We start from the raw sequence: 19,160 nt of genomic DNA on the forward strand, positions 1-19,160 counted from the left end.
TAACAGCTTATTTTACTTCCACACCTTTCGCTTGTAAGTCAGCATGGTAGGAAGAGCGAACAAATGGGCCGCAAGCAGCGTGTTCAAACCCCATTTGTTTTGCTTTAGCGCGGAATTCATCAAATTCTGTTGGTGGAACATAACGTGCAACAGGTAAATGATGACGGCTTGGTTGTAAATATTGTCCTAAGGTCAGCATAGTAACGCCATTGTCACGTAGATCTTGCATTACTTCGAGAATTTCTTCGTTAGTTTCACCTAAACCAACCATTAAACCTGATTTAGTTGGAATGTGTGGGAACATTTGCTTAAATTCACGTAATAAACGCAATGACCATTGATAATCTGCACCTGGACGTACCTCTTTATATAAGCGAGGAATGTTTTCCAAGTTGTGGTTGAAAACGTCAGGTGGATTTTCAGATAATTTTTCTAAGGCGGTTTCAATACGGCCGCGGAAATCAGGCACAAGAATTTCGATTTTAATATTTGGATTTAAGGCGCGAATTTCTTTGACACATTCAGCAAAATGGCCAGCACCGCCATCACGTAAATCATCACGATCTACAGAGGTGATTACTACATAACGTAAGCCCATATCTTTGATGGTTTGCGCCAGTTTTTTGGGTTCTTCTGGATCTGGTGGTAATGGCTTACCATGAGCAACATCACAGAAAGGGCAGCGGCGTGTACAGATTGCCCCTAAAATCATAAAAGTTGCTGTTCCATGATGGAAACATTCTGCAAGATTTGGGCAAGAGGCTTCTTCACAAACAGAGTTAAGCCCATTTTTGCGCATTGCTTTTTTGATATTTAAGATCTTTTCTGAGGTTGCCGGTAATTTAATTTTCATCCATTCTGGTTTAGGCAATAATTCTTGATTTGGATCGATATTCTTTACCGGAATAATGGATGTTTTTGCTGCATCGCGGTATTTAACACCACGTTCCATTTTGAATGGTGTGCCCATATTTTGATGTTCCTTATTCTAGATTGGGTAAACCATCAACATAGTGAAGTTGTTGATAGCCAATTAAACGAGTGAAATGTTCGATAAGTTTTGGTGCCACATCAGCACAAGTAATGTCAGTATCAACAAAATCTTGCAGTTGGCACATTTCTAAACCAGCATAACCACAAGGATTAATTGCGTGGAATGGTGATAAATCCATATGAATATTGAAAGCTAATCCATGGAAAGAACAACCTTTACGAATACGTAACCCTAGCGAACAGATTTTTTTGCCATCAATATAAACACCAGGGGCATCAGGTTTAGGGTAACCTTCAATACCATAATCAGCGAGAGTTTGTACTACACACTGCTCTAGATAGGTGACTAGATCACGTACCGATAAAGGCGATTCGCTGCCAGATAATTTATCAATGGCTTTACGTCTTTTTATATCCACTAGAATATACATTACTTGTTGACCGGGGCCATGATAAGTGACTTGGCCGCCACGATCAGATTGTACAATCGGAATATTGGTTTTGTGTAAAATGTGTTCCGCTTTTCCGGCTTGTCCTTGTGTAAATACTGGCGGATGTTGTACTAACCAAATTTCATCAATTGTTTCTGCAGTACGTTGATCAGTAAATTGTTGCATACGGTGCCAAATGGTATCGTAAGGTTGCACGCCGAGTTGACGAATAATAACCTGCTGTTCAAGCTGTTCTGTTGTACTTCCCATAGATACCGCCTTTTTTATAACACCATTCTTACTAGCTCGATCTCAGCAAGTTCTTTATAGAGGGTTTCAACCTGTTCAATATTTTGTGCAGTAATGGTAATAGATACAGAGTGATATTTACCATTACGGCTCGGTTTGATTGATGGACTGTAATCGCCAGGTGCGTGTTGTTGAACGACTGCAAGTACACGATCAGTTAATTCAGGGTGAGCGACACCAACGACTTTGTAAGGAAAGTCACAAGGGAACTCAAGTAGGTCTTTTAATTTTGGTTGTTCTTGTTGCATAAATCTCTCTCTTTAATCTTGAATAATTGATAACGGCAATGAAAATTGCTGGCTATCAATGGAATTTAACCCACCTTAAATGAGGTGGGTTAGAGAAAAATCAAGTTAAATATTTGTTTACATATTTTAACTAAAAATGCTTTTTACGGTAAGCACTATCCAATCCCAGATTTTGCCGAAGAAACCTGCTTCTTCAACGGTATCCATTACCTGTAAATTTGCGGTTTGAATATCTTTGCCATCAAGTTGATAGACGATAGAACCTACAACTTGTCCTTTTTTCAAAGGTGCTTCTAAGAATTTTTGGTTAAGTTGGTAACGCGCTTTAACTGATTGGCTTTTTCCTTTTGGAATCACTAAATAGACGTCAGATAAAGTTCCTAATTTAACTTTGTTTTCTTTACCGTAATAAAGTGGTTGTTCTGAAACAACTTGGTTTGCTGACAATGGTTTTACGTTTTCAAAGTTAGCAAAACCCCATTGCAATAATTTTTTACTTTCAACTTCACGACCTTTGAAAGAGCTTACTCCCATTACAACAGAGATCAATCGCATATTGTTATCGACTGCAGAAGCGACAAGATTATAGCCAGCTTCATCGGTATGCCCTGTTTTTAAGCCATCAACATTTAGTGTTTTATCCCACAATAAACCATTACGGTTTGGTTGTTTGATGTTATTGAAGGTAAATTCTTTTTCTGCATAGATATGGTACTCTTCTGGTAGATCGCGGATAAGACGAGAACCGATAATTGCCATATCACGAGCAGTTGAGAATTGACCATCTTGGTCTAGACCATGTACAGTTTCAAAATGGGTATTTTTTAAACCGAATTGGTCAACATATTGATTCATCATATTGATGAAATTAGCTTGGGTACCAGCTAAATATTTTGCCATTGCCACACAAGCGTCATTACCCGAAGCAATAATGATCCCTTTATTTAAATCCGCAACAGAAACTTGTTGATTAACATTGAGGAACATTTTTGATGAACCCGGGAAGTTTTTACCCCAAGACTCTTCATCAATAGTTACCATATCGGTATTATGGATTCTGCCCTCTTTTAAAGCTTGCCCAATGACATAACTTGTCATCATTTTTGTTAGCGAGGCAGGATAATGTTTTTGATCTGGATTGAGCGCTGCTAATACTTGACCAGTATGATAATCCATTAAGATATAAGTTTGTGCATTTACTTGAGGTGGAGCTACATCATAAAGTCCTTCCGCATAGGCAAATGAAATGCTAGAAAAACTGAGTAAACCTGCTAAAGCGAGAGTTTTCAGTTTTTTAGAATACAACGACATTTTTTCTCCCTTACAACATATTTGAGTAAATAGACAACACATAATTAGTATTATGTGTTGCCTGATAGGTAATGCTATAAATTATATCGTGATAAAGGGGAGGTTTAAAACCTTTACATCACATTTAGACATTAATAGCGATAAGTATAAAGCTGACTATTGTCTGAATGTAAACGAGAGAAAGCTAATTTGATGCTGTTTACTTTAGCTTGATCGAGTAATGGGCCGAAATGGATATTGAATTTATTTCCATCTTGGGTAATTTCTGTTTTTACATCACTGATTGCAAGTTCAGAGATTAGCTTTTCTGCTTTTTCACGACTTTCTATGTTACTGGCAGTTAGTTTAAATTGATTACTGCTATTTTTGGCAGAAGATGAATTTGCCTCAATATTTTCACGAGAAGCTAAGAGGGTTTTCCCACCTTTGCCAGAAAGATTACCATTGCGATCAATAATAACCATATCTAACTTAACATTTGCTGTACCGCGAGCAGTCATCCCCAATTCTTTTGCTGCCGCTTTAGAAAGATCAATGATTCGATTAGAGTGAAAAGGCCCTCTATCATTGATACGTACGACCACTTGTTTATGATTACGTAAGTTAGTCACTAATACATAGCTGTTAAGTGGCAATGTTTTATGCGCTGCGGTAAAGAGTTTTTCATTATAAACTTCGCCGCTAGATGTTTTTTGTCCTACAAATTTAGGATGATAGAAAGTTGCAGTGCCTTGTTTGGCGTAATTTTTTGCTTCTTTCGTGGTCACTGTACGATAACGTACACCTTTTACTGTATAAGTTTTACTTGTTGTTTTTTTAGGATGATATTGTAACTTGGGGCCGGCAATACCATAAACTTTCTTAGTTTCATTTTTTACTTGTGTTTTGGCTACTGCAAAAGAGGTTTGAAAAAGAAAAAACAATGCAGCCAATACAGTTAAATATTTCTTTAGTTTCATATTAAATATGTTCCCTAACTTTCTTTGATTGCTCAAATGGAAATTAGCTTCCATGAGAAAGCATTCGTCGATGTGTATGTATCGACATTATTAGCCCAAAACCGGCCATTAATGTCACAAATGAAGTTCCGCCATAACTGACTAGTGGTAATGGAACTCCTACAACAGGCAAAATACCGCTCACCATACCAATATTAACAAAGACATAAACGAAGAATATCAATGTTAAAGCGCCGGTCAAAATACGACCAAAAGCGTCTTGTGCTTTCGCACCAATAATTAATCCTCTCCCAATAATAAATAAGTAAATAATTAATAAAATAATAATCCCAACCAGTCCATGCTCTTCACTTAATACTGCAAAAATAAAATCAGTATGCGGTTCAGGCAAGAACTCTAATTGCGATTGCGTTCCCATCATCCAACCTTTACCAAATAAGCCACCTGAACCGATAGCAATTTTGGATTGGATGATATGATACCCTGCACCTAAAGGATCCTTTTCAGGATCAAGCAGAGTTAATACCCGCGTCTTTTGGTAATCGTGCATCAAGTAAAACCATAACACAGGTATAAAACCAGCTAAGCCAATAATGGCTGAAGCAATTAATTTCCAACTCATACCAGCAAGAAATACCACAAAGATTCCTGATGCGGCTACAAGAATGGAGGTACCTAAATCGGGCTGAATAGCCACAAGTAACGTTGGTACTATAATTAATGTTAATGCAATTACCGTATTTAATAAGCTTGGCGGTAATTGTCGTTTACCTAAAAAGGTTGCTACCATCAAAGGTACTGAGAGTTTTATTAACTCTGAGGGCTGGAAGCGGAATAAACCTAAATCCAACCAACGTTGTGCACCTTTACTGGTTGTGCCGATTAAATCTACTAAAATCAGCAGAATGATACCAATAATATAAAGATATGGCGCAATCTTTTGGTAAAAACGTGGTGGCAATTGGGCAAACACAAACATCACAGTAAAGCCCATTGCAACTTGCATTAGGCGATTATCAAACATTTTTTCGCTACCGCCAGATGCACTATATAACACTATTAAGCCATAAATAACAATAACAATTAAGCCTAATAGTAATTTTAAATCAATATGTAGCTTCTGCCATAAAGACACTATTGTATGCTTTTCCGTCATTGTGTCGATACTCCGCTCGGATTAAATTGGCTATTTGTTTGCTTATGCGCAAAATAATAGTCAAAAATTTGTCTGACGATTGGGGCTGCATTACCAGAACCACCACCAGCATTTTCCATAATAATGGTGACAATTATTTCTGGATTCTCAAATGGTGCATAGGCATTAAACCATGCGTGGTCAATTAGATGTTTTGCTAAATTTTTTGAGTTATAGGTTTCATTTTCTTTTAAACTAAACACTTGCGCTGTTCCTGATTTCCCAGCTACTCTGTAAGGTGTACCAATAAAGGCTTTTCTAGCGGTACCATTGGGACTATTAACAACACCATACATACCTTGTTTAGCGATGTTCCAGGCCGCGGTACTTGGTTCTGTGATATCAGCATAGATATGCTTATCTTCATAAGGTTCGATTTTATTACCAATGATCTCTTTCATTAAATGAGGTGTATTCACTTTACCGTCATTGATTAGAATAGATAATGCTTTTGCTAATTGTAATGGTGTTGCAGTCCAGTAACCTTGTCCAATTCCGACTGGAATAGTGTCACCTTGGAACCATGGCTTTTTGTAGCGTTTTTGTTTCCATTCTCTGGTTGGCATTACACCATTAGTTTCTTCCAGAATGTCGATACCTGTCGATTGCCCAAAACCAAATTTCTGCATCCATTCCGCTAGACGATCAATACCCATTTGATATGCAACATTATAGAAAAAGGTATCGGAAGATTCGGTGATACCTTTGATCACGTTAGTTGAACCATGTCCTGTTTTTAACCAGTCACGAAACCGTTTTGTCGTATTAGGAATGGCAAAATAACCTGGATCATAGAAAGTAGTATTAGGCGTAATAACACCTTCTGTGAGTGCCGAAACTGCAATAAAAGGTTTGACCGTAGAAGCAGGTGGATAAGCGCCTTGTAAGGCACGACTATAGAGTGGACGATCACTATCGTTTAATAAACGTTGGTAGTCGTTATAAGAGATACCATCTACGAATAAGTTATTGTCATAACTAGGAGTAGAAACCATCGCGAGAATACTGCTATCTTTAGGATTCATCACGACGACGGCTGCTTTTTGATCGCCTAATAGATTAAAAATATAGCGTTGTAAATCTACATCTAAGGTTAAACGAATATTTTTCCCTGCAATTGCCGGTTGTTCACGTAATTTACGAATTACTTTACCTTGGCTATTAACTTCCACTTCTTCAAAGCCAACTTGCCCATGCAACACATCTTCGTAATAACGTTCGATACCTAATTTACCAATATCATGAGTACCGGAGTAATTGGCTTCTTTTTCTTCTTGTTTCAAACGTTCCACATCGCGATCATTGATTCGAGCCACATAACCGAGAATATGTGTTAATGGTTCTCCATATAGATAATGACGTTTGAAATAAGGTTTTACTTCTATGCTTGGAAAAGCGTATTGGTTAACGGAAAAACGTGCAATTTGTTCTTCACTAAGATCCGCTTTTAATAAAATTGGCGTATAGCGTTGTGAACGACGACGTTCTTTTTTAAAGGCTTCGATATCTTCGTCAGTTAAGCCAACAATTTGGCGTAGTTGATTGAAGGTGGCGTCTAAATTATCTACTTTTTCAGGCACAATGTATAAACCAAAAAAAGTCAGATTTTCGGCAAGAATTTTATTATTTTTATCGTAAATAATGCCTCTGGTTGGCGCAATAGGTAGCAACTTAATCCGATTACCGTTGGAACGAGTTTGATAAGTTTCATAATTAACAACTTGTAGATTGTACAAGTTGGTGATTAAAACACCTGTCAGCACTAAAACACCAATAAATGAAATTAATGCACGACGAGCAAACAGATTACTTTCTGCTTGGTTGTCGCGGATAGTTTCCTTTTCTTGCAAAAATTTCATTAATTTCATCTGAATTATTCTCGATGATAAGGGTGGTTTGTGGTTAAACTCCAAGCACGATATAGGCTTTCAGCAACGACAATACGTACTAATGGATGTGGTAAGGTTAAAGGTGACAATGACCAGCTACGTTCTGCCGCTTGTTTACATTCTGGTGATAATCCTTCAGGACCACCGATCAATAAGCTAACATCACGACCATCTTGTTTCCAGCTCTCTAACTGTTGTGCTAATTGTGGTGTTGTCCAAGGTTTTCCAGGAATATCTAATGTGATGATCATACTATTTTTACCGCATGCGGCGAGCATTGCTTCACCTTCTTTTTCCAGGATACGTTTAATATCAGCATTTTTACCACGTTTACCAGCTGGAATTTCAATTAATTCAAGCGGTAAATCTTTTGGAAAACGGCGTTGATATTCTTCAAAACCTTCAGTTACCCAAGCAGGCATTTTGGTACCAACGGCAATTAGCTGCAATTTCATATTATTAAGCCCATAGTTTTTCTAATTGATATAGGGTACGAGCTTCTTCTTGCATAATGTGCACCATGACTTGACCGAAATCGACGACGATCCAATCACTGGTGTTGAAACCTTCTGCACCAAAATTTTCAATCTGTTTTTGTTTGCAATGTGTCATTAAGTTTTCGCCTAAAGAAGCGACATGACGGCTGGAATTACCAGTACAGATAATAAGATGATCAGTGATTGGTGATTTACCTTTCACATCAAGTACTAAAATATCTTTTGCTTTCAGATTGTCTAATTCAGCGACAATAATTTCTAACACACTAAAGCCCTTTTTTGCTTAAAAATGATACATCTTGAAAATTTAAGGGGCGAATTGTATCACGATATTGGTTGTGAAGGAAATTAGAACAAAATTGAGTGAGAGGAAAATTAGCAAATGCCATTTAGTGGTAGATAAATGGCATTTTTTAATTTATTTATGATGAGCGTTAGCAGAATAATATTTTTTATTGGAACGTGCTCTTTTGATTTTAGGTAAAGGCAATAAAGCAGTTGGATCATAATGACTTACCGGAATGTGGTGGCCTATATATTGCTCAATGGCTGGGAGATTAATAGCATAATCTTCACAAGCAAAACTAATTGAGATTCCTGTTTCACCAGCGCGCCCAGTTCGGCCGATTCGATGCACATAATCTTCATAGTCATCAGGTAAGTCATAATTAAAAACGTGGGTAACTTGTGGAATATGTAATCCACGCGCAGCCACATCAGTAGCAACTAGAATGTCTAATTGTCCATGAGTAAATTGTTCTAATAATTGAAAACGTTTCTTTTGGATGACGTCGCCTGTTAATAGACCTGCACGATGCCCATCCACGATTAGATAGTGCCAAATTTTTTCACATTGATGCTTAGTGTTAGCAAAAATAATACAGCGTTCAGGCCACTCTTCTTCAAGCAATGTTAGTAGTAACTTCATTTTGTCTTCATTTGACGGATAAAAAAGTTCTTCTTTAACGCTGTCGGCAGTTTTATAGGTTGATTCGATCTCAACATAATGTGGATCATTCATATCCTCAAAGGCTAATTCACGTACTTTAAAAGAGAGTGTTGCAGAAAATAGCATTGTTAAACGTTCAGTTGGTGGCGGACAGTGGCGCAATAAATAGCGAATATCACGAATAAAACCAAGATCGAACATTCTGTCAGCTTCATCTAATACGACACATTGGATCTGATTTAAAGAGATAATACGTTGTTTAACGTAATCGATCACGCGTCCTGTGGTACCAATTAAGACATTAACTCCCGCCTGTAATGTCTGCATCTGTTTCTCATAACCGTCACCACCATAGGCTAAGCCTAAGGATAATCCTGTGTGTTGTGCAAATAGTTGCGCATCATGATAAATTTGGACAGCCAGCTCGCGAGTCGGTGCCAGGATGAGTGCAGATAAATGCTGTTTTGCGGTTGGGGATTGTTGTAAACGTTGAAACAGTGCCGTTAGAAAAGCGATTGTTTTTCCTGTTCCTGTTTGTGCTTGACCTGCAATATCTTTACCTTGTAATGAATAGGGTAAAGAGAGCGCTTGAATTGGGGTACAGTATTCTAATCCCATTTGCTGTAATGCACTTTGGATCGTGGGATGCAAAGAAAAATCGCTAAAACGAGTTGTTGTCAGATATTGATGTTCCATAAATAATCTTGAGATTTTAGTAAAATTTGCTTAATTCAGGGCAAATTCTACTCTAAAACTAGACAATAGTCTTTTTTAATGGTAATTTTGCCACTGAAATTTTATCTCATATCTAAATTACAATTCGTTTTTAATCTAATCTACAACAACATTTCAGTTATTATGAATTTAACAGAATTAAAAAATACTCCTGTTTCTGAGCTAGTGAAATTGGGCGAAGAACAAATGGGGCTCGAAAATTTAGCGCGTTTAAGAAAACAAGACATTATTTTTGCTATCCTCAAACAACATTCCAAAAGTGGTGAAGATATTTTTGGTGATGGTGTGTTAGAAATCTTACCTGATGGCTTTGGTTTCTTACGTTCTGCTGATAGTTCTTATTTAGCTGGTCCTGATGATATTTATGTATCGCCAAGTCAGATCCGCCGTTTTAATCTGCGTACTGGCGATATGATTGAAGGAAAAATTCGCCCGCCAAAAGAAGGTGAACGTTATTTTGCTCTTCTCAAAGTAAATCAAGTTAATGATGACCGTCCTGAAATCTCTCGCAATAAAATCCTTTTTGAAAACTTAACACCTTTACACGCTAATTACCGTTTACGTATGGAGCGTGGTAATGGTTCAACTGAAGACTTAACTGCTCGTATTTTGGATTTAGCCGCGCCGATTGGGAAAGGTCAACGTGCATTGATTGTTGCGCCACCAAAAGCAGGTAAGACTATGTTCTTACAAAATATTGCGCAAAGCATTACCTATAATTATCCAGAATGTATTTTAATGGTATTGCTGATTGATGAACGTCCAGAAGAAGTAACCGAAATGCAACGTATGGTAAAAGGTGAAGTGGTTGCATCAACTTTTGATGAACCTGCTGCTCGCCACGTTCAAGTTGCGGAAATGGTAATCGAAAAAGCAAAACGTTTAGTAGAACATAAAAAAGATGTGGTGATTTTATTGGATTCTATTACTCGTTTAGCGCGTGCTTACAATACAGTGACGCCAGCATCCGGTAAAGTGTTGTCAGGTGGGGTTGATGCGAATGCGTTACATCGTCCAAAACGTTTCTTCGGTGCTGCACGTAATGTGGAAGAAGGTGGTAGTTTAACCATTATTGCAACTGCGTTAGTGGATACTGGCTCTAAGATGGATGAAGTTATTTACGAGGAATTCAAAGGAACTGGTAATATGGAACTTCATCTTTCTCGTAAAATCGCAGAAAAACGAGTATTCCCAGCGATTGACTTTAATAGTTCAGGTACACGTAAGGAAGAGTTGCTCACTACACCGGATGAATTACAAAAAATGTGGATTTTACGTAAGATTGTTCATCCAATGGGTGAAATTGAGGCAATGGAATTCTTAATTGATAAATTATCAATGACTAAGACAAATGAAGAGTTCTTTGAAGCGATGAAACGCTCTTAATTTCAACAATTTATTGATAAACCGCATTGGTTATGATGATCAATGCGGTTTTTTTATTTTGTATTGGAATTATCTATGTAATAATTCAGGATAAATTCTAAAAATCATAAATTGAGATATTCAATATGGAATATATTTTATTAGCTTTATTTAGTCTGAGTACTTTGATTTTTATTATTAAATCACATTATCGTTGGACCTATCTTTTTGCAATATCTCTTTTTATATTCTTCTTTTCTCTGATGTTTATGGCAACGGCTCAATGGCAAAGAGCGCTCAATTTTGCCAGTATTTTGTTTGTCATTTTGATGTTATTTCATCGTTTAAAGATTCATTATTACAAGCAACCCTTATTAATTTCAGATTTTATTCTTGCCTTTGATCCTCGTAATTGGGAAACATTATTGCATTATAAAAGTGCAATTTTGGCCATTTTAGGATTATTGGGATTAGCTGTTTATGCAGTTATTGGATTTGCATCAGTTGAATCGTTAGGGGTTGTTGCACAACTATTAGGCTTGGTGGGAACAATCATTTCATTTAGTGTAATGTTTTATTACAGCAAACATCCACAAGCGATTCAGGTGTGGTTAGATTCGTTGCCAGATGATGGACGAGATGTCTTTTTAAATTTACCGATGTCGACACGAGGTGTATTTTTTCATGTACCGCAAATCGAGGGAGATGAAACACATTTTCAGCAAAAAATGGCAACAGTTGCTGATTATTCATTAAAGGAAGAAAGACCTGATATTGTTATTTGGTTACATGAATCAACATTTGATCCGCAACAATTTGCGTTTCAATCGGCTTCACTACCAGCACTGACAATGTATCAACCACGTCAAGATTTAGTACTGCATAACTTATTGCGTGTACATACGTATGGCGGAGCAACATGGAAATCTGAATTTGCTTTTTTAGCAGGGGTGCCATCAACAGATTTTGGTGCGATGGCGAGTTCAGTGTTTTATTCTGTAGTTCCTCATTTAGAATATAGTTTGCTGAAGAATTTAAAACAGCATGGTTATTATTGCGTAGCATTAAGTCCCTTTACTAAGGGGAATTACAATGCAAAACAGGCCTATGAATATTTGGGTTTTGATTTATTGCTACAACCACAAGATTTAGGCTACCCAGCCCCAATGTCAAAAAATTTATGGCATATTGAAAGCCATGATATGGCGAAATATGTACAAATGATTTTGGAAAAACAGCATCCTAAGCTACAAGAAATCACTCAGCCAATATTTATCTATGTTTTAACAATGTATGAACATGGCCCTTATCACGCACATACAGAAAATTTTTATCAAATTATCGATGGAAATTGGACGGCTCATCATATCGGCTTAATCAACGATTATGTGCAGCGTTTAGAGAAGTTGAATGATTGTATGGAGCAGTTTAATTGTTATTTACAGCAACGTGGTAAACCATATCTGCTAGGATATTTTGGCGATCATCAGCCTAATTTTGAGCGTAAAAAAGTAGAATATCAGCCAACAGTTTCACAGTTTAAGCATCCTGATTATATTACGCAATTTACGCTAAGAGCGAATTATGCGACTAACCCAATTAAAGTAACGAATTTGTTAGATATTGCACAAATTGGTGGCATATTATTAGAGGCTGCCGGATTAGAAGCAGATCGCTTCTTTAAAGCCAACATTGCTATGCGTAAATTGGGTGGTGCTTTACAAGAATATGATATTGAAGATAAGACTTTATTACATAATTATCAGCACTATCTTTATCAACAGTTAAAGATAGTGCGATAACAAGAAAGATTATTTTCTAATGGCATAATCGCCAGAACAGATCCATTTATAGGTGGTAAGTGCTTCTAAGCCCATAGGGCCTCTAGCGTGCAGTTTTTGTGTACTTACTGCCACTTCCGCACCTAATCCAAATTCGCCGCCGTCAGTGAAACGTGTACTTGCATTGAGATAAACAGCAGCAGAATCGACTTGTTGAGCAAATTGCATTAAAAGTTGTGGATTTTGACTCAAGATACCGTCAGAGTGCTGGCTGCCATATTGACGGATATGGGCAATCGCTTGATCAATGTCTTTAACAACGACAACATTCAGATCAAGAGATAGCCATTCTTGGCTAAGAGTAGCTTCTTCTAATGGTTTTACCCGATCAGTATGTTGAGCAAGAATAGCGAATGCTTGTGGATCAGCATGGAATGTGATTAATGGCTGTTGATTGTATGTCGCAAGTTTTGGCAAAAATTCAGCAGCAATACTTTCTTGAACTAATAGCGTTTCCAGTGTGTTACAGGTGCTTGGACGCTGGGTTTTCGCATTATGAATAACGGTTAATGATTTATCGAAATCTGCCGATTGTTCCACAAATAGATGGCAGACACCAATTCCACCAACAATCACAGGAATTGTGGATTGCTCTTTGCATAATTGATGTAGCGCTGCACCACCACGAGGAATAATCATATCAATATATTGATCTAATTTGAGCAGTTGGGTGATAAGTTGACGATCTGGATTAGTAATCGCCTGAATTGCAGCAGCAGGAAGTTGTTCGCTGGTTAAAGCCTGTTGAATAATTTCAACTAGAATTTGATTAGTGTATTGTGTTTCTTTACCACCACGTAAAATTGCCGCATTACCTGTCTTAAGGCAAAGACAAGCAACATCAACGGTGACATTTGGACGAGCTTCATAAATCACACCAATAACGCCGAGCGGTACTCGTTTTCTTTCAATTTTAATGCCGCTGTCAAGTTCTGCACCATCAATAATATTACCAACAGGATCGGGAAGAGAAATAACATGTTTGACTTCATGAATAATATTATCCAAACGTGATTCTGTAAGCATTAAACGATCGATCAATGCTTTGCTGATTCCTTGTTGTTCAGCATTTTGAATATCTTTTGCATTTGCGTTCAGAATATCTTGTTGGCGCTGTTTTAATTGTTGTGCAATACAAGCTAATACTGCATTCTTTTGTTGATGAGAAAGTTCTGCGAGACGAAAAGCAGCCTCTTTCGCCAATTTCCCCATTTGTTGTAAATCTGTCATAGCCTATTCCTATAATAAAACAAGATCGTCACAGTGGATCACAACGGAGCCATATTCGTAACCTAAAATATCATTGATTTTATGGGATTGTTGTCCCTTAATTTGTTGTAAAGCATCACTGTTGTAACGTACCATACCGCGCGCTAATGGCTTGCCGTTAGTATTTTGCAGCATAATGACTTCACCACGAGAAAAAGTACCGTCAATTTGTTGAATACCAGCAGGAAGTAGCGATTTATGCTGAATGGTTAAAGCCTGTTCAGCACCCTGATCGACGGTGATTTTACCGGCAATAGGCGCTGCAAATAACCATTGCTTACGACCGTCAATGGCATGATTTGGTACTTTAAATTTTGTACCAATATCGACATCATTTGCTAGATCAACGATGACATTCTTGCGTCCGCCAGCAGCGATAATGGTTTCAATACCTGAACGTGTTGCAATATCAGCAGCGGTAATTTTTGTGGACATTCCGCCAGTACCCAATCCAGATACGCTACCACCTGCAATCGCACGAGTTTCATTAGTAATTTTTTCAACAACTGAAATCAGTTTTGCATCAGGGTTGCTTCTTGGATCACAATCAAATAAACCTTGTTGATCGGTCAATAAATAGAGTTGATCTGCGTGCGCCAAAATTGCAGTTAATGCAGAGAGATTATCATTGTCACCGACTTTAATCTCTGCCGTTGCAACAGCATCATTTTCATTAATCACTGGAATAATTTGATTATCAAGCAATGCCATTAGCGTATCGCGTGCATTAATGAAACGTTCGCGATCTTCAAAGTCAGCACGAGTAAGTAAGATTTGCCCAATTTTTATATCGTAAATTTCAAAAAGTTGTTCCCACGTTTGGATAAGTTGGCTCTGCCCGACAGCAGCGAGTAATTGTTTTGAAGCAATTGTTGCCGGCAGTGAAGGATAATTTAAATAGTGTCTGCCAGCTGCAACAGCACCAGAAGTAACGATAATAATACGGTAGCCTTGTTGATGCAGTGTTGCGCATTGTCGCACGATTTCCAACATATGTGGACGATTAAGTTTTGATGACCCTTGGGTTAATACACTGGTTCCAAATTTTAAAACGATGGTTTTCATAGTTATATTTAGACAAAATTCAAAGCGTTTAAGGTAGCACAAACCTTGGAAAAAACGAAAAAGAATAAGCAACTTTTTTGATTAGTATTAATGCTGAATATGTAATGGTCTATGGCGAAATTTTAACTGAATAAAAATAAACCAAAGAATCGCAATAATCCCTAATATAGCTCCGACATCACCAATATGCTTTAAACCTAAATGTTGCATGACTTGGTTACCGATTAATGCGCCACCGCCAATACCAATGTTATAAATGCTGGAATAAATAGAGGAGGCTAAATCGGTGGCATCTGGCGCCAGTTGTAAAACACGCATTTGCATGCCTAAACCCAAAGCAGAAATACCAATACCCCAGATTAAGATCAGTATGAATAGGGCAATTTCACTATGACTAAGATAATGTAATGAAATTAACGAAGCGGTAAGAATTGTCATTGCAGTGGCGAGAAACTTAATCGGCATTAAGCGATATAACAAATTGAACAAGAGGCTGGCTAAAAGTCCAGCTAAGCCAAAAATTAATAGTCCTGCGGTTGCAGCGCTTGCAGATACCTGACTAATTCTTAACATAAAAGGTTCAATATAACTATATGCAGTAAAATGAGCAGAGATAATAATTGCTGTTAAGCCATAAATACCTAATAACATTGGTCTTTTTGCTAGAACAGGTAAACTCTTTAATGAACCTGCATTTTGGCTTGGTAAATGTGGTAATAGGCGACTTAACATAAATAGAATTAATAGTGCAATAATACCAATCAAAGCAAAAGTCGTACGCCAGCTAAACCATTGACCAATAACACGTCCAAGCGGTAATCCTAATACCATAGCTAACGCAGAACCCATTGCCAATAAACCTAATGCTTGAATTTTTTTATCTTTTGGTGCGATACGCATAGTTAGAGAAGCAGTGATTGACCAAAATATAGAATGCGTTAGTGCAATACCAATGCGAGAGAGCAATAATATCCAATAATTCCATGCAATAGCAGAAAGGATATGACTAACAATAAAAAGTATAAATAATTTAATTAATAACTGACGACGTTCTAACTTGGCAGTCATTAACATACATGGAAGTGACATCAATGACACAATCCACGCATAAACAGTAATCATCAAACCAACTTCCGATACCGGCATGGCGAAACTGTGGGCAATATCGGTAAGCAAAGCGACAGGAATGTATTCTGTAGTATTAAAAACAAAAGCCGCAAAAGCCATAATTACTACTCTGGCGTATTCAATACGACGAGCAGATTTTCTTGACAACATGGTATAAATTTTCCTTAGCAATCAATCGTATTCAATCAATAATTAATAACAAATGTTCCATATCAGGGTGAAAAGATGATGGAACATCAAATATAGATAACAATAAAAAGTAAAATAATTATTGGTGATGCAGATGTTTAGTGTTGGCGTTTTTGCTGTAGTTGCAAAAACTAACTAAAGTGCAATCATTAGTTTTGTAGGTTGATAGAAACTGGTTCTGTCAAAGGCGAATAATTTTAGCGCTTATTACGATTGAGGTACATTACTATATTTAAATTTTGCGCAATTTTCTTGAGAAGCGAAATTCCAGTATTTGATCTATATCCATATTGGAGATGACAACTTGTTTGTATAATAACTGCCTCATTTTTATAGGGTAGAAGAGAATGTCTGAATTATCATATGAAGCTCAGCAAGAGATCACGCGCTTATGTGCTAGAGCTGCAATATTGATGTTGCAGCATGGTGCAGAAAGTACGCTAGTCGATCAAGTTGCTTGCCGTTTAGGTAAGGCGTTAGGTGTGGAAAGTGTGGAAGCTGCTTTGACTCCGAACGCAATTGTCATCACGACGCGCCACAAAGAACAATGTATTACTACAACTCGCCGTAATTATGATAGTGGGATTAATATGGCGGTGGTAACACAAGTACAGCGAATCGTTATCGCAGCGGAACATAAAATTTATGGTGTCCATCAAGTAAGAAAGAAATTAGATGAAGTAAAACCATTTCGTTATAACCGTTGGTTTGTAGTTGTGATGGTGGGATTATCTTGCGCGAGTTTTGCCAGATTAGCAGGTGGCGATATTATTATTTCATTAGTTACTTTCTTCGCTTCAGCGTTGGGAATGTTTGTGCGACAAGAGTTAGGTAAACGGCACTATAATCCGCTATTAAACTTTGCGATTACTGCTTTTGTTGCTTCCTGTGTGTCAGGACAAGCGTTGTTACATGGTTGGGGCAATGAACCTGAGATTGCTTTGGCATCGAGTGTGTTGTTATTGGTACCAGGATTTCCATTAATCAATTCTTTATCTGATGTATTAAAAGGTTATGTCAATATGGGACTTGGCCGTTGGGCAGTAGCGACAGTCTTAACATTTGGTGCCTGTATTGGTATTGTCTTTGCCTTAGCGGTATTGCACATTAACGCATGGAGTTAAATATGAATGTAGTATTAACTTTATTAAATGATCTGTTTTTTGCGGCAATTCCTGCAGTAGGCTTTGCGTTGATTTTCAATGTACCGCCGAAAGCCTTAAAATATTGTGCAACGCTTGGCGCATTAGGACACTGTTTTCGTACCATTCTAGTCAGTTATTGTAGTGTGCCATTAGTTTTTGGTACGTTCTTTGCTGCAGCGTTGATTGGGTTTATTGGTGTTTATCTTTCACAACGATTTTTAGCACATCCAAAAGTATTTACTGTGGCGGCAATTATTCCGATGATTCCAGGTGTTTATGCCTATAAAGCAATGATCGCGATCGTACAGATAGCGCATTACAATTATAGCGAAGCATTATTAGCACAAGCATTGGAGTATTTTGTGAAAACAGGCTTTATTCTTGCAGCAATTGTTTTTGGTTTAGCCTTGCCAGGATTACTTTTCTATCGTAGCAGACCTGTGATTTAGCCTATATTTATGTTTTTTCGGATGTTCTGATTGAAAATTGATACATTCAGATAATTTTTGTATGAAATCTAACAATAAAGTGCTAGAATTGCGGGCTTAAAAATCTCCCTATAAGTTTTATTTATTAGGTTTTATGTAGGTTCATAATGAGTTCAGAAATTGAGAAAAAGAAAACATCTCCAGAAGATGAGAATAAAGCAAAAGGCTTTAGTAGTGCACTATTATGGTTTGTTGCTGTGATTTTCGTATTAGTTGCCGCAGTAGGTAACATTTACTTTAAAGATCAATTTTCTTCCGTTGTACGTGTTCCAGCGATGGTAGTATTGTTGTTAGGTGCTTTATTAGCCGCTGCATTCACCAAACAGGGTACAACTGCAAGAACCTTTTTAAAAGAATCTCGTATTGAGTTAAGAAAAATTATTTGGCCTACCCGCCAAGAAGCAACTCAAACAACCTTAGTTGTGATGGGAGTTACTGTGGTGGTTTCATTAATTTTATGGGGCCTAGATTCTTTAATCGTTTCTTTAATTAACTTTATCACCAACTTGAGGTTCTAATTATGAGTGAGAATACAACGCAAAAACGTTGGTATGTGCTACAAGCTTTTTCAGGATTTGAATCGCGTGTTGCTACTGTATTACGTGAATACATTAAGTTGCACAATATGGAAGATCAATTTGGCGAAGTATTAGTACCAACTGAAGAAGTAGTTGAGAATGTTGGTGGAAAACGTAGAAAAAGTGAAAGAAAATTTTTCCCAGGCTATGTATTAGTACAAATGGTAATGAATGATGATACATGGCATTTGGTGCGCAGTGTGCCACGTGTAATGGGATTTATTGGTGGTACACCAGATCACCCAGCACCAATTTCTAATCGTGAAGCTGAAATGATCTTGAATCGCTTAGAACAAAATAGTGATAAACCAAGACCGAAAACAATGTTCCAACCTGGTGAAGAAGTTCGTGTTAAAGAAGGTCCTTTTGCAGACTTCAATGGTACAGTGGAAGAAGTGGATTATGAAAAGAGCCGCTTAAAAGTATCTGTATCTATTTTCGGACGTGCAACACCTGTCGAATTAGATTTTAGTCAAGTTGAAAAATTAAGCTAATTTTTCGCTTGATTCTCTTGAAAAACGCCATTTCTTTCATTAGAATGGCGTGCTTTTAAAACAACGGGGAGCCGAAAGGCGT

The 19,160-nt window shown here is 37.4% G+C and carries 19 protein-coding genes; 6 read left to right on the forward strand and 13 right to left on the reverse strand.

What is annotated here, in order from left to right:
* Nucleotides 1–7 precede the first annotated feature (7 nt).
* The 10 genes from lipA to rhlB form a co-directional block, all read right to left on the reverse strand.
* Entirely contained in the window at nt 8–970 is a 963-nt protein-coding gene (gene lipA, locus QS62_RS04790) for a lipoyl synthase (RefSeq protein WP_066106707.1), read from the reverse strand.
* 13 nt (nt 971–983) lie between these two features.
* Nucleotides 984–1,694, reverse strand: a complete 711-nt coding sequence (lipB, locus tag QS62_RS04795) for a lipoyl(octanoyl) transferase LipB (protein WP_066106710.1) — start codon at nt 1,692–1,694, stop codon at nt 984–986.
* Nucleotides 1,695–1,708: 14 nt separating this feature from the next.
* The gene (gene ybeD, locus QS62_RS04800) at nt 1,709–1,981 is read right to left on the reverse strand and encodes a DUF493 family protein YbeD (protein ID WP_066106713.1); all 273 of its coding nucleotides are present in this window, start codon (nt 1,979–1,981) and stop codon (nt 1,709–1,711) included.
* Nucleotides 1,982–2,107: 126 nt separating this feature from the next.
* Nucleotides 2,108–3,292 carry a serine hydrolase gene (locus QS62_RS04805; protein WP_066106715.1) on the reverse strand — a complete coding sequence of 395 codons (1,185 nt, stop codon included), beginning with the start codon at nt 3,290–3,292 and terminating at the stop codon, nt 2,108–2,110.
* 131 nt (nt 3,293–3,423) lie between these two features.
* Nucleotides 3,424–4,251, reverse strand: a complete 828-nt coding sequence (locus QS62_RS04810; protein WP_066106718.1) for a septal ring lytic transglycosylase RlpA family protein — start codon at nt 4,249–4,251, stop codon at nt 3,424–3,426.
* 43 nt (nt 4,252–4,294) lie between these two features.
* Nucleotides 4,295–5,407 (reverse strand): rod shape-determining protein RodA, encoded by a 1,113-nt coding sequence (rodA, locus tag QS62_RS04815; protein ID WP_066106721.1) that lies wholly within the window; start codon nt 5,405–5,407, stop codon nt 4,295–4,297.
* Nucleotides 5,404–7,314 carry a penicillin-binding protein 2 gene (gene mrdA / locus QS62_RS04820; RefSeq protein ID WP_066106724.1) on the reverse strand — a complete coding sequence of 637 codons (1,911 nt, stop codon included), beginning with the start codon at nt 7,312–7,314 and terminating at the stop codon, nt 5,404–5,406. The genes rodA and mrdA overlap by 4 nt, the downstream gene beginning before the upstream one ends.
* A 5-nt stretch (nt 7,315–7,319) precedes the next feature.
* Complete coding sequence (gene rlmH, locus QS62_RS04825; protein WP_066106726.1) at nt 7,320–7,790, reverse strand: 23S rRNA (pseudouridine(1915)-N(3))-methyltransferase RlmH; 471 nt, start codon at nt 7,788–7,790, stop codon at nt 7,320–7,322.
* Between the two features lie 4 nt (nt 7,791–7,794).
* Complete coding sequence (rsfS, locus tag QS62_RS04830; RefSeq protein WP_066106727.1) at nt 7,795–8,097, reverse strand: ribosome silencing factor; 303 nt, start codon at nt 8,095–8,097, stop codon at nt 7,795–7,797.
* A gap of 153 nt (nt 8,098–8,250) precedes the next feature.
* Nucleotides 8,251–9,477 (reverse strand): ATP-dependent RNA helicase RhlB, encoded by a 1,227-nt coding sequence (rhlB, locus tag QS62_RS04835; protein ID WP_066106729.1) that lies wholly within the window; start codon nt 9,475–9,477, stop codon nt 8,251–8,253.
* A 162-nt stretch (nt 9,478–9,639) separates the two neighbouring features.
* Here rhlB and rho point away from each other — a divergent pair, with 162 nt between their 5' ends.
* Nucleotides 9,640–10,902: a transcription termination factor Rho gene (gene rho / locus QS62_RS04840; RefSeq protein WP_065234244.1), complete on the forward strand. Its 1,263-nt coding sequence runs from the start codon at nt 9,640–9,642 to the stop codon at nt 10,900–10,902.
* Nucleotides 10,903–11,027: 125 nt separating this feature from the next.
* On the forward strand, nt 11,028–12,683 hold the full coding sequence (locus QS62_RS04845) for a sulfatase-like hydrolase/transferase (RefSeq protein WP_066106732.1): 1,656 nt from the start codon (nt 11,028–11,030) through the stop codon (nt 12,681–12,683).
* 9 nt (nt 12,684–12,692) lie between these two features.
* Here the strand turns inward: QS62_RS04845 and proA are convergent, their stop codons facing one another.
* The 3 genes from proA to QS62_RS04860 all read right to left on the reverse strand — a co-directional run bounded on the left by proA (nt 12,693) and on the right by QS62_RS04860 (nt 16,334).
* Nucleotides 12,693–13,952 carry a glutamate-5-semialdehyde dehydrogenase gene (proA, locus tag QS62_RS04850; protein ID WP_066106735.1) on the reverse strand — a complete coding sequence of 420 codons (1,260 nt, stop codon included), beginning with the start codon at nt 13,950–13,952 and terminating at the stop codon, nt 12,693–12,695.
* Between the two features lie 9 nt (nt 13,953–13,961).
* Complete coding sequence (gene proB, locus QS62_RS04855; RefSeq protein WP_066106737.1) at nt 13,962–15,056, reverse strand: glutamate 5-kinase; 1,095 nt, start codon at nt 15,054–15,056, stop codon at nt 13,962–13,964.
* Nucleotides 15,057–15,143: 87 nt separating this feature from the next.
* Entirely contained in the window at nt 15,144–16,334 is a 1,191-nt protein-coding gene (locus QS62_RS04860) for a sugar transporter (protein ID WP_066106740.1), read from the reverse strand.
* 386 nt (nt 16,335–16,720) lie between these two features.
* On the opposite strand from QS62_RS04860, the gene QS62_RS04865 reads away from it, so the two are divergent.
* From QS62_RS04865 to nusG, 4 genes are all read left to right on the forward strand, one after another.
* Entirely contained in the window at nt 16,721–17,497 is a 777-nt protein-coding gene (locus QS62_RS04865) for a threonine/serine exporter family protein (protein WP_066106742.1), read from the forward strand.
* A 2-nt stretch (nt 17,498–17,499) separates the two neighbouring features.
* Entirely contained in the window at nt 17,500–17,967 is a 468-nt protein-coding gene (locus QS62_RS04870) for a threonine/serine exporter family protein (protein ID WP_066106745.1), read from the forward strand.
* Nucleotides 17,968–18,113: 146 nt separating this feature from the next.
* Nucleotides 18,114–18,524, forward strand: coding sequence for a preprotein translocase subunit SecE (gene secE / locus QS62_RS04875; RefSeq protein ID WP_066106748.1), 411 nt, complete (start codon nt 18,114–18,116; stop codon nt 18,522–18,524).
* 2 nt (nt 18,525–18,526) lie between these two features.
* Nucleotides 18,527–19,078, forward strand: coding sequence for a transcription termination/antitermination protein NusG (gene nusG / locus QS62_RS04880; RefSeq protein ID WP_066106750.1), 552 nt, complete (start codon nt 18,527–18,529; stop codon nt 19,076–19,078).
* Nucleotides 19,079–19,160 lie beyond the last annotated feature (82 nt).

The organism is Gallibacterium salpingitidis, from assembly GCF_001678495.1.
GTDB classification, from domain to species: Bacteria; Pseudomonadota; Gammaproteobacteria; order Enterobacterales; family Pasteurellaceae; genus Gallibacterium; species Gallibacterium salpingitidis.

Bases quoted from the DNA above. Each gene is read 5' to 3' on its own strand.
- rodA (WP_066106721.1), bottom strand. From the start codon at position 5,407: ATGACGGAAAAGCATACAATAGTGTCTTTATGGCAGAAGCTACATATT.
- QS62_RS04865 (WP_066106742.1), top strand. From the start codon at position 16,721: ATGTCTGAATTATCATATGAAGCTCAGCAAGAGATCACGCGCTTATGT.
- QS62_RS04870 (WP_066106745.1), top strand. From the start codon at position 17,500: ATGAATGTAGTATTAACTTTATTAAATGATCTGTTTTTTGCGGCAATT.
- rhlB (WP_066106729.1), bottom strand. From the start codon at position 9,477: ATGGAACATCAATATCTGACAACAACTCGTTTTAGCGATTTTTCTTTG.
- lipA (WP_066106707.1), bottom strand. From the start codon at position 970: ATGGGCACACCATTCAAAATGGAACGTGGTGTTAAATACCGCGATGCA.
- proB (WP_066106737.1), bottom strand. From the start codon at position 15,056: ATGAAAACCATCGTTTTAAAATTTGGAACCAGTGTATTAACCCAAGGG.
- QS62_RS04845 (WP_066106732.1), top strand. From the start codon at position 11,028: ATGGAATATATTTTATTAGCTTTATTTAGTCTGAGTACTTTGATTTTT.
- QS62_RS04805 (WP_066106715.1), bottom strand. From the start codon at position 3,292: ATGTCGTTGTATTCTAAAAAACTGAAAACTCTCGCTTTAGCAGGTTTA.
- mrdA (WP_066106724.1), bottom strand. From the start codon at position 7,314: ATGAAATTAATGAAATTTTTGCAAGAAAAGGAAACTATCCGCGACAAC.
- proA (WP_066106735.1), bottom strand. From the start codon at position 13,952: ATGACAGATTTACAACAAATGGGGAAATTGGCGAAAGAGGCTGCTTTT.
- QS62_RS04810 (WP_066106718.1), bottom strand. From the start codon at position 4,251: ATGAAACTAAAGAAATATTTAACTGTATTGGCTGCATTGTTTTTTCTT.
- rlmH (WP_066106726.1), bottom strand. From the start codon at position 7,790: ATGAAATTGCAGCTAATTGCCGTTGGTACCAAAATGCCTGCTTGGGTA.
- nusG (WP_066106750.1), top strand. From the start codon at position 18,527: ATGAGTGAGAATACAACGCAAAAACGTTGGTATGTGCTACAAGCTTTT.
- rho (WP_065234244.1), top strand. From the start codon at position 9,640: ATGAATTTAACAGAATTAAAAAATACTCCTGTTTCTGAGCTAGTGAAA.
- QS62_RS04860 (WP_066106740.1), bottom strand. From the start codon at position 16,334: ATGTTGTCAAGAAAATCTGCTCGTCGTATTGAATACGCCAGAGTAGTA.
- lipB (WP_066106710.1), bottom strand. From the start codon at position 1,694: ATGGGAAGTACAACAGAACAGCTTGAACAGCAGGTTATTATTCGTCAA.
- secE (WP_066106748.1), top strand. From the start codon at position 18,114: ATGAGTTCAGAAATTGAGAAAAAGAAAACATCTCCAGAAGATGAGAAT.
- ybeD (WP_066106713.1), bottom strand. From the start codon at position 1,981: ATGCAACAAGAACAACCAAAATTAAAAGACCTACTTGAGTTCCCTTGT.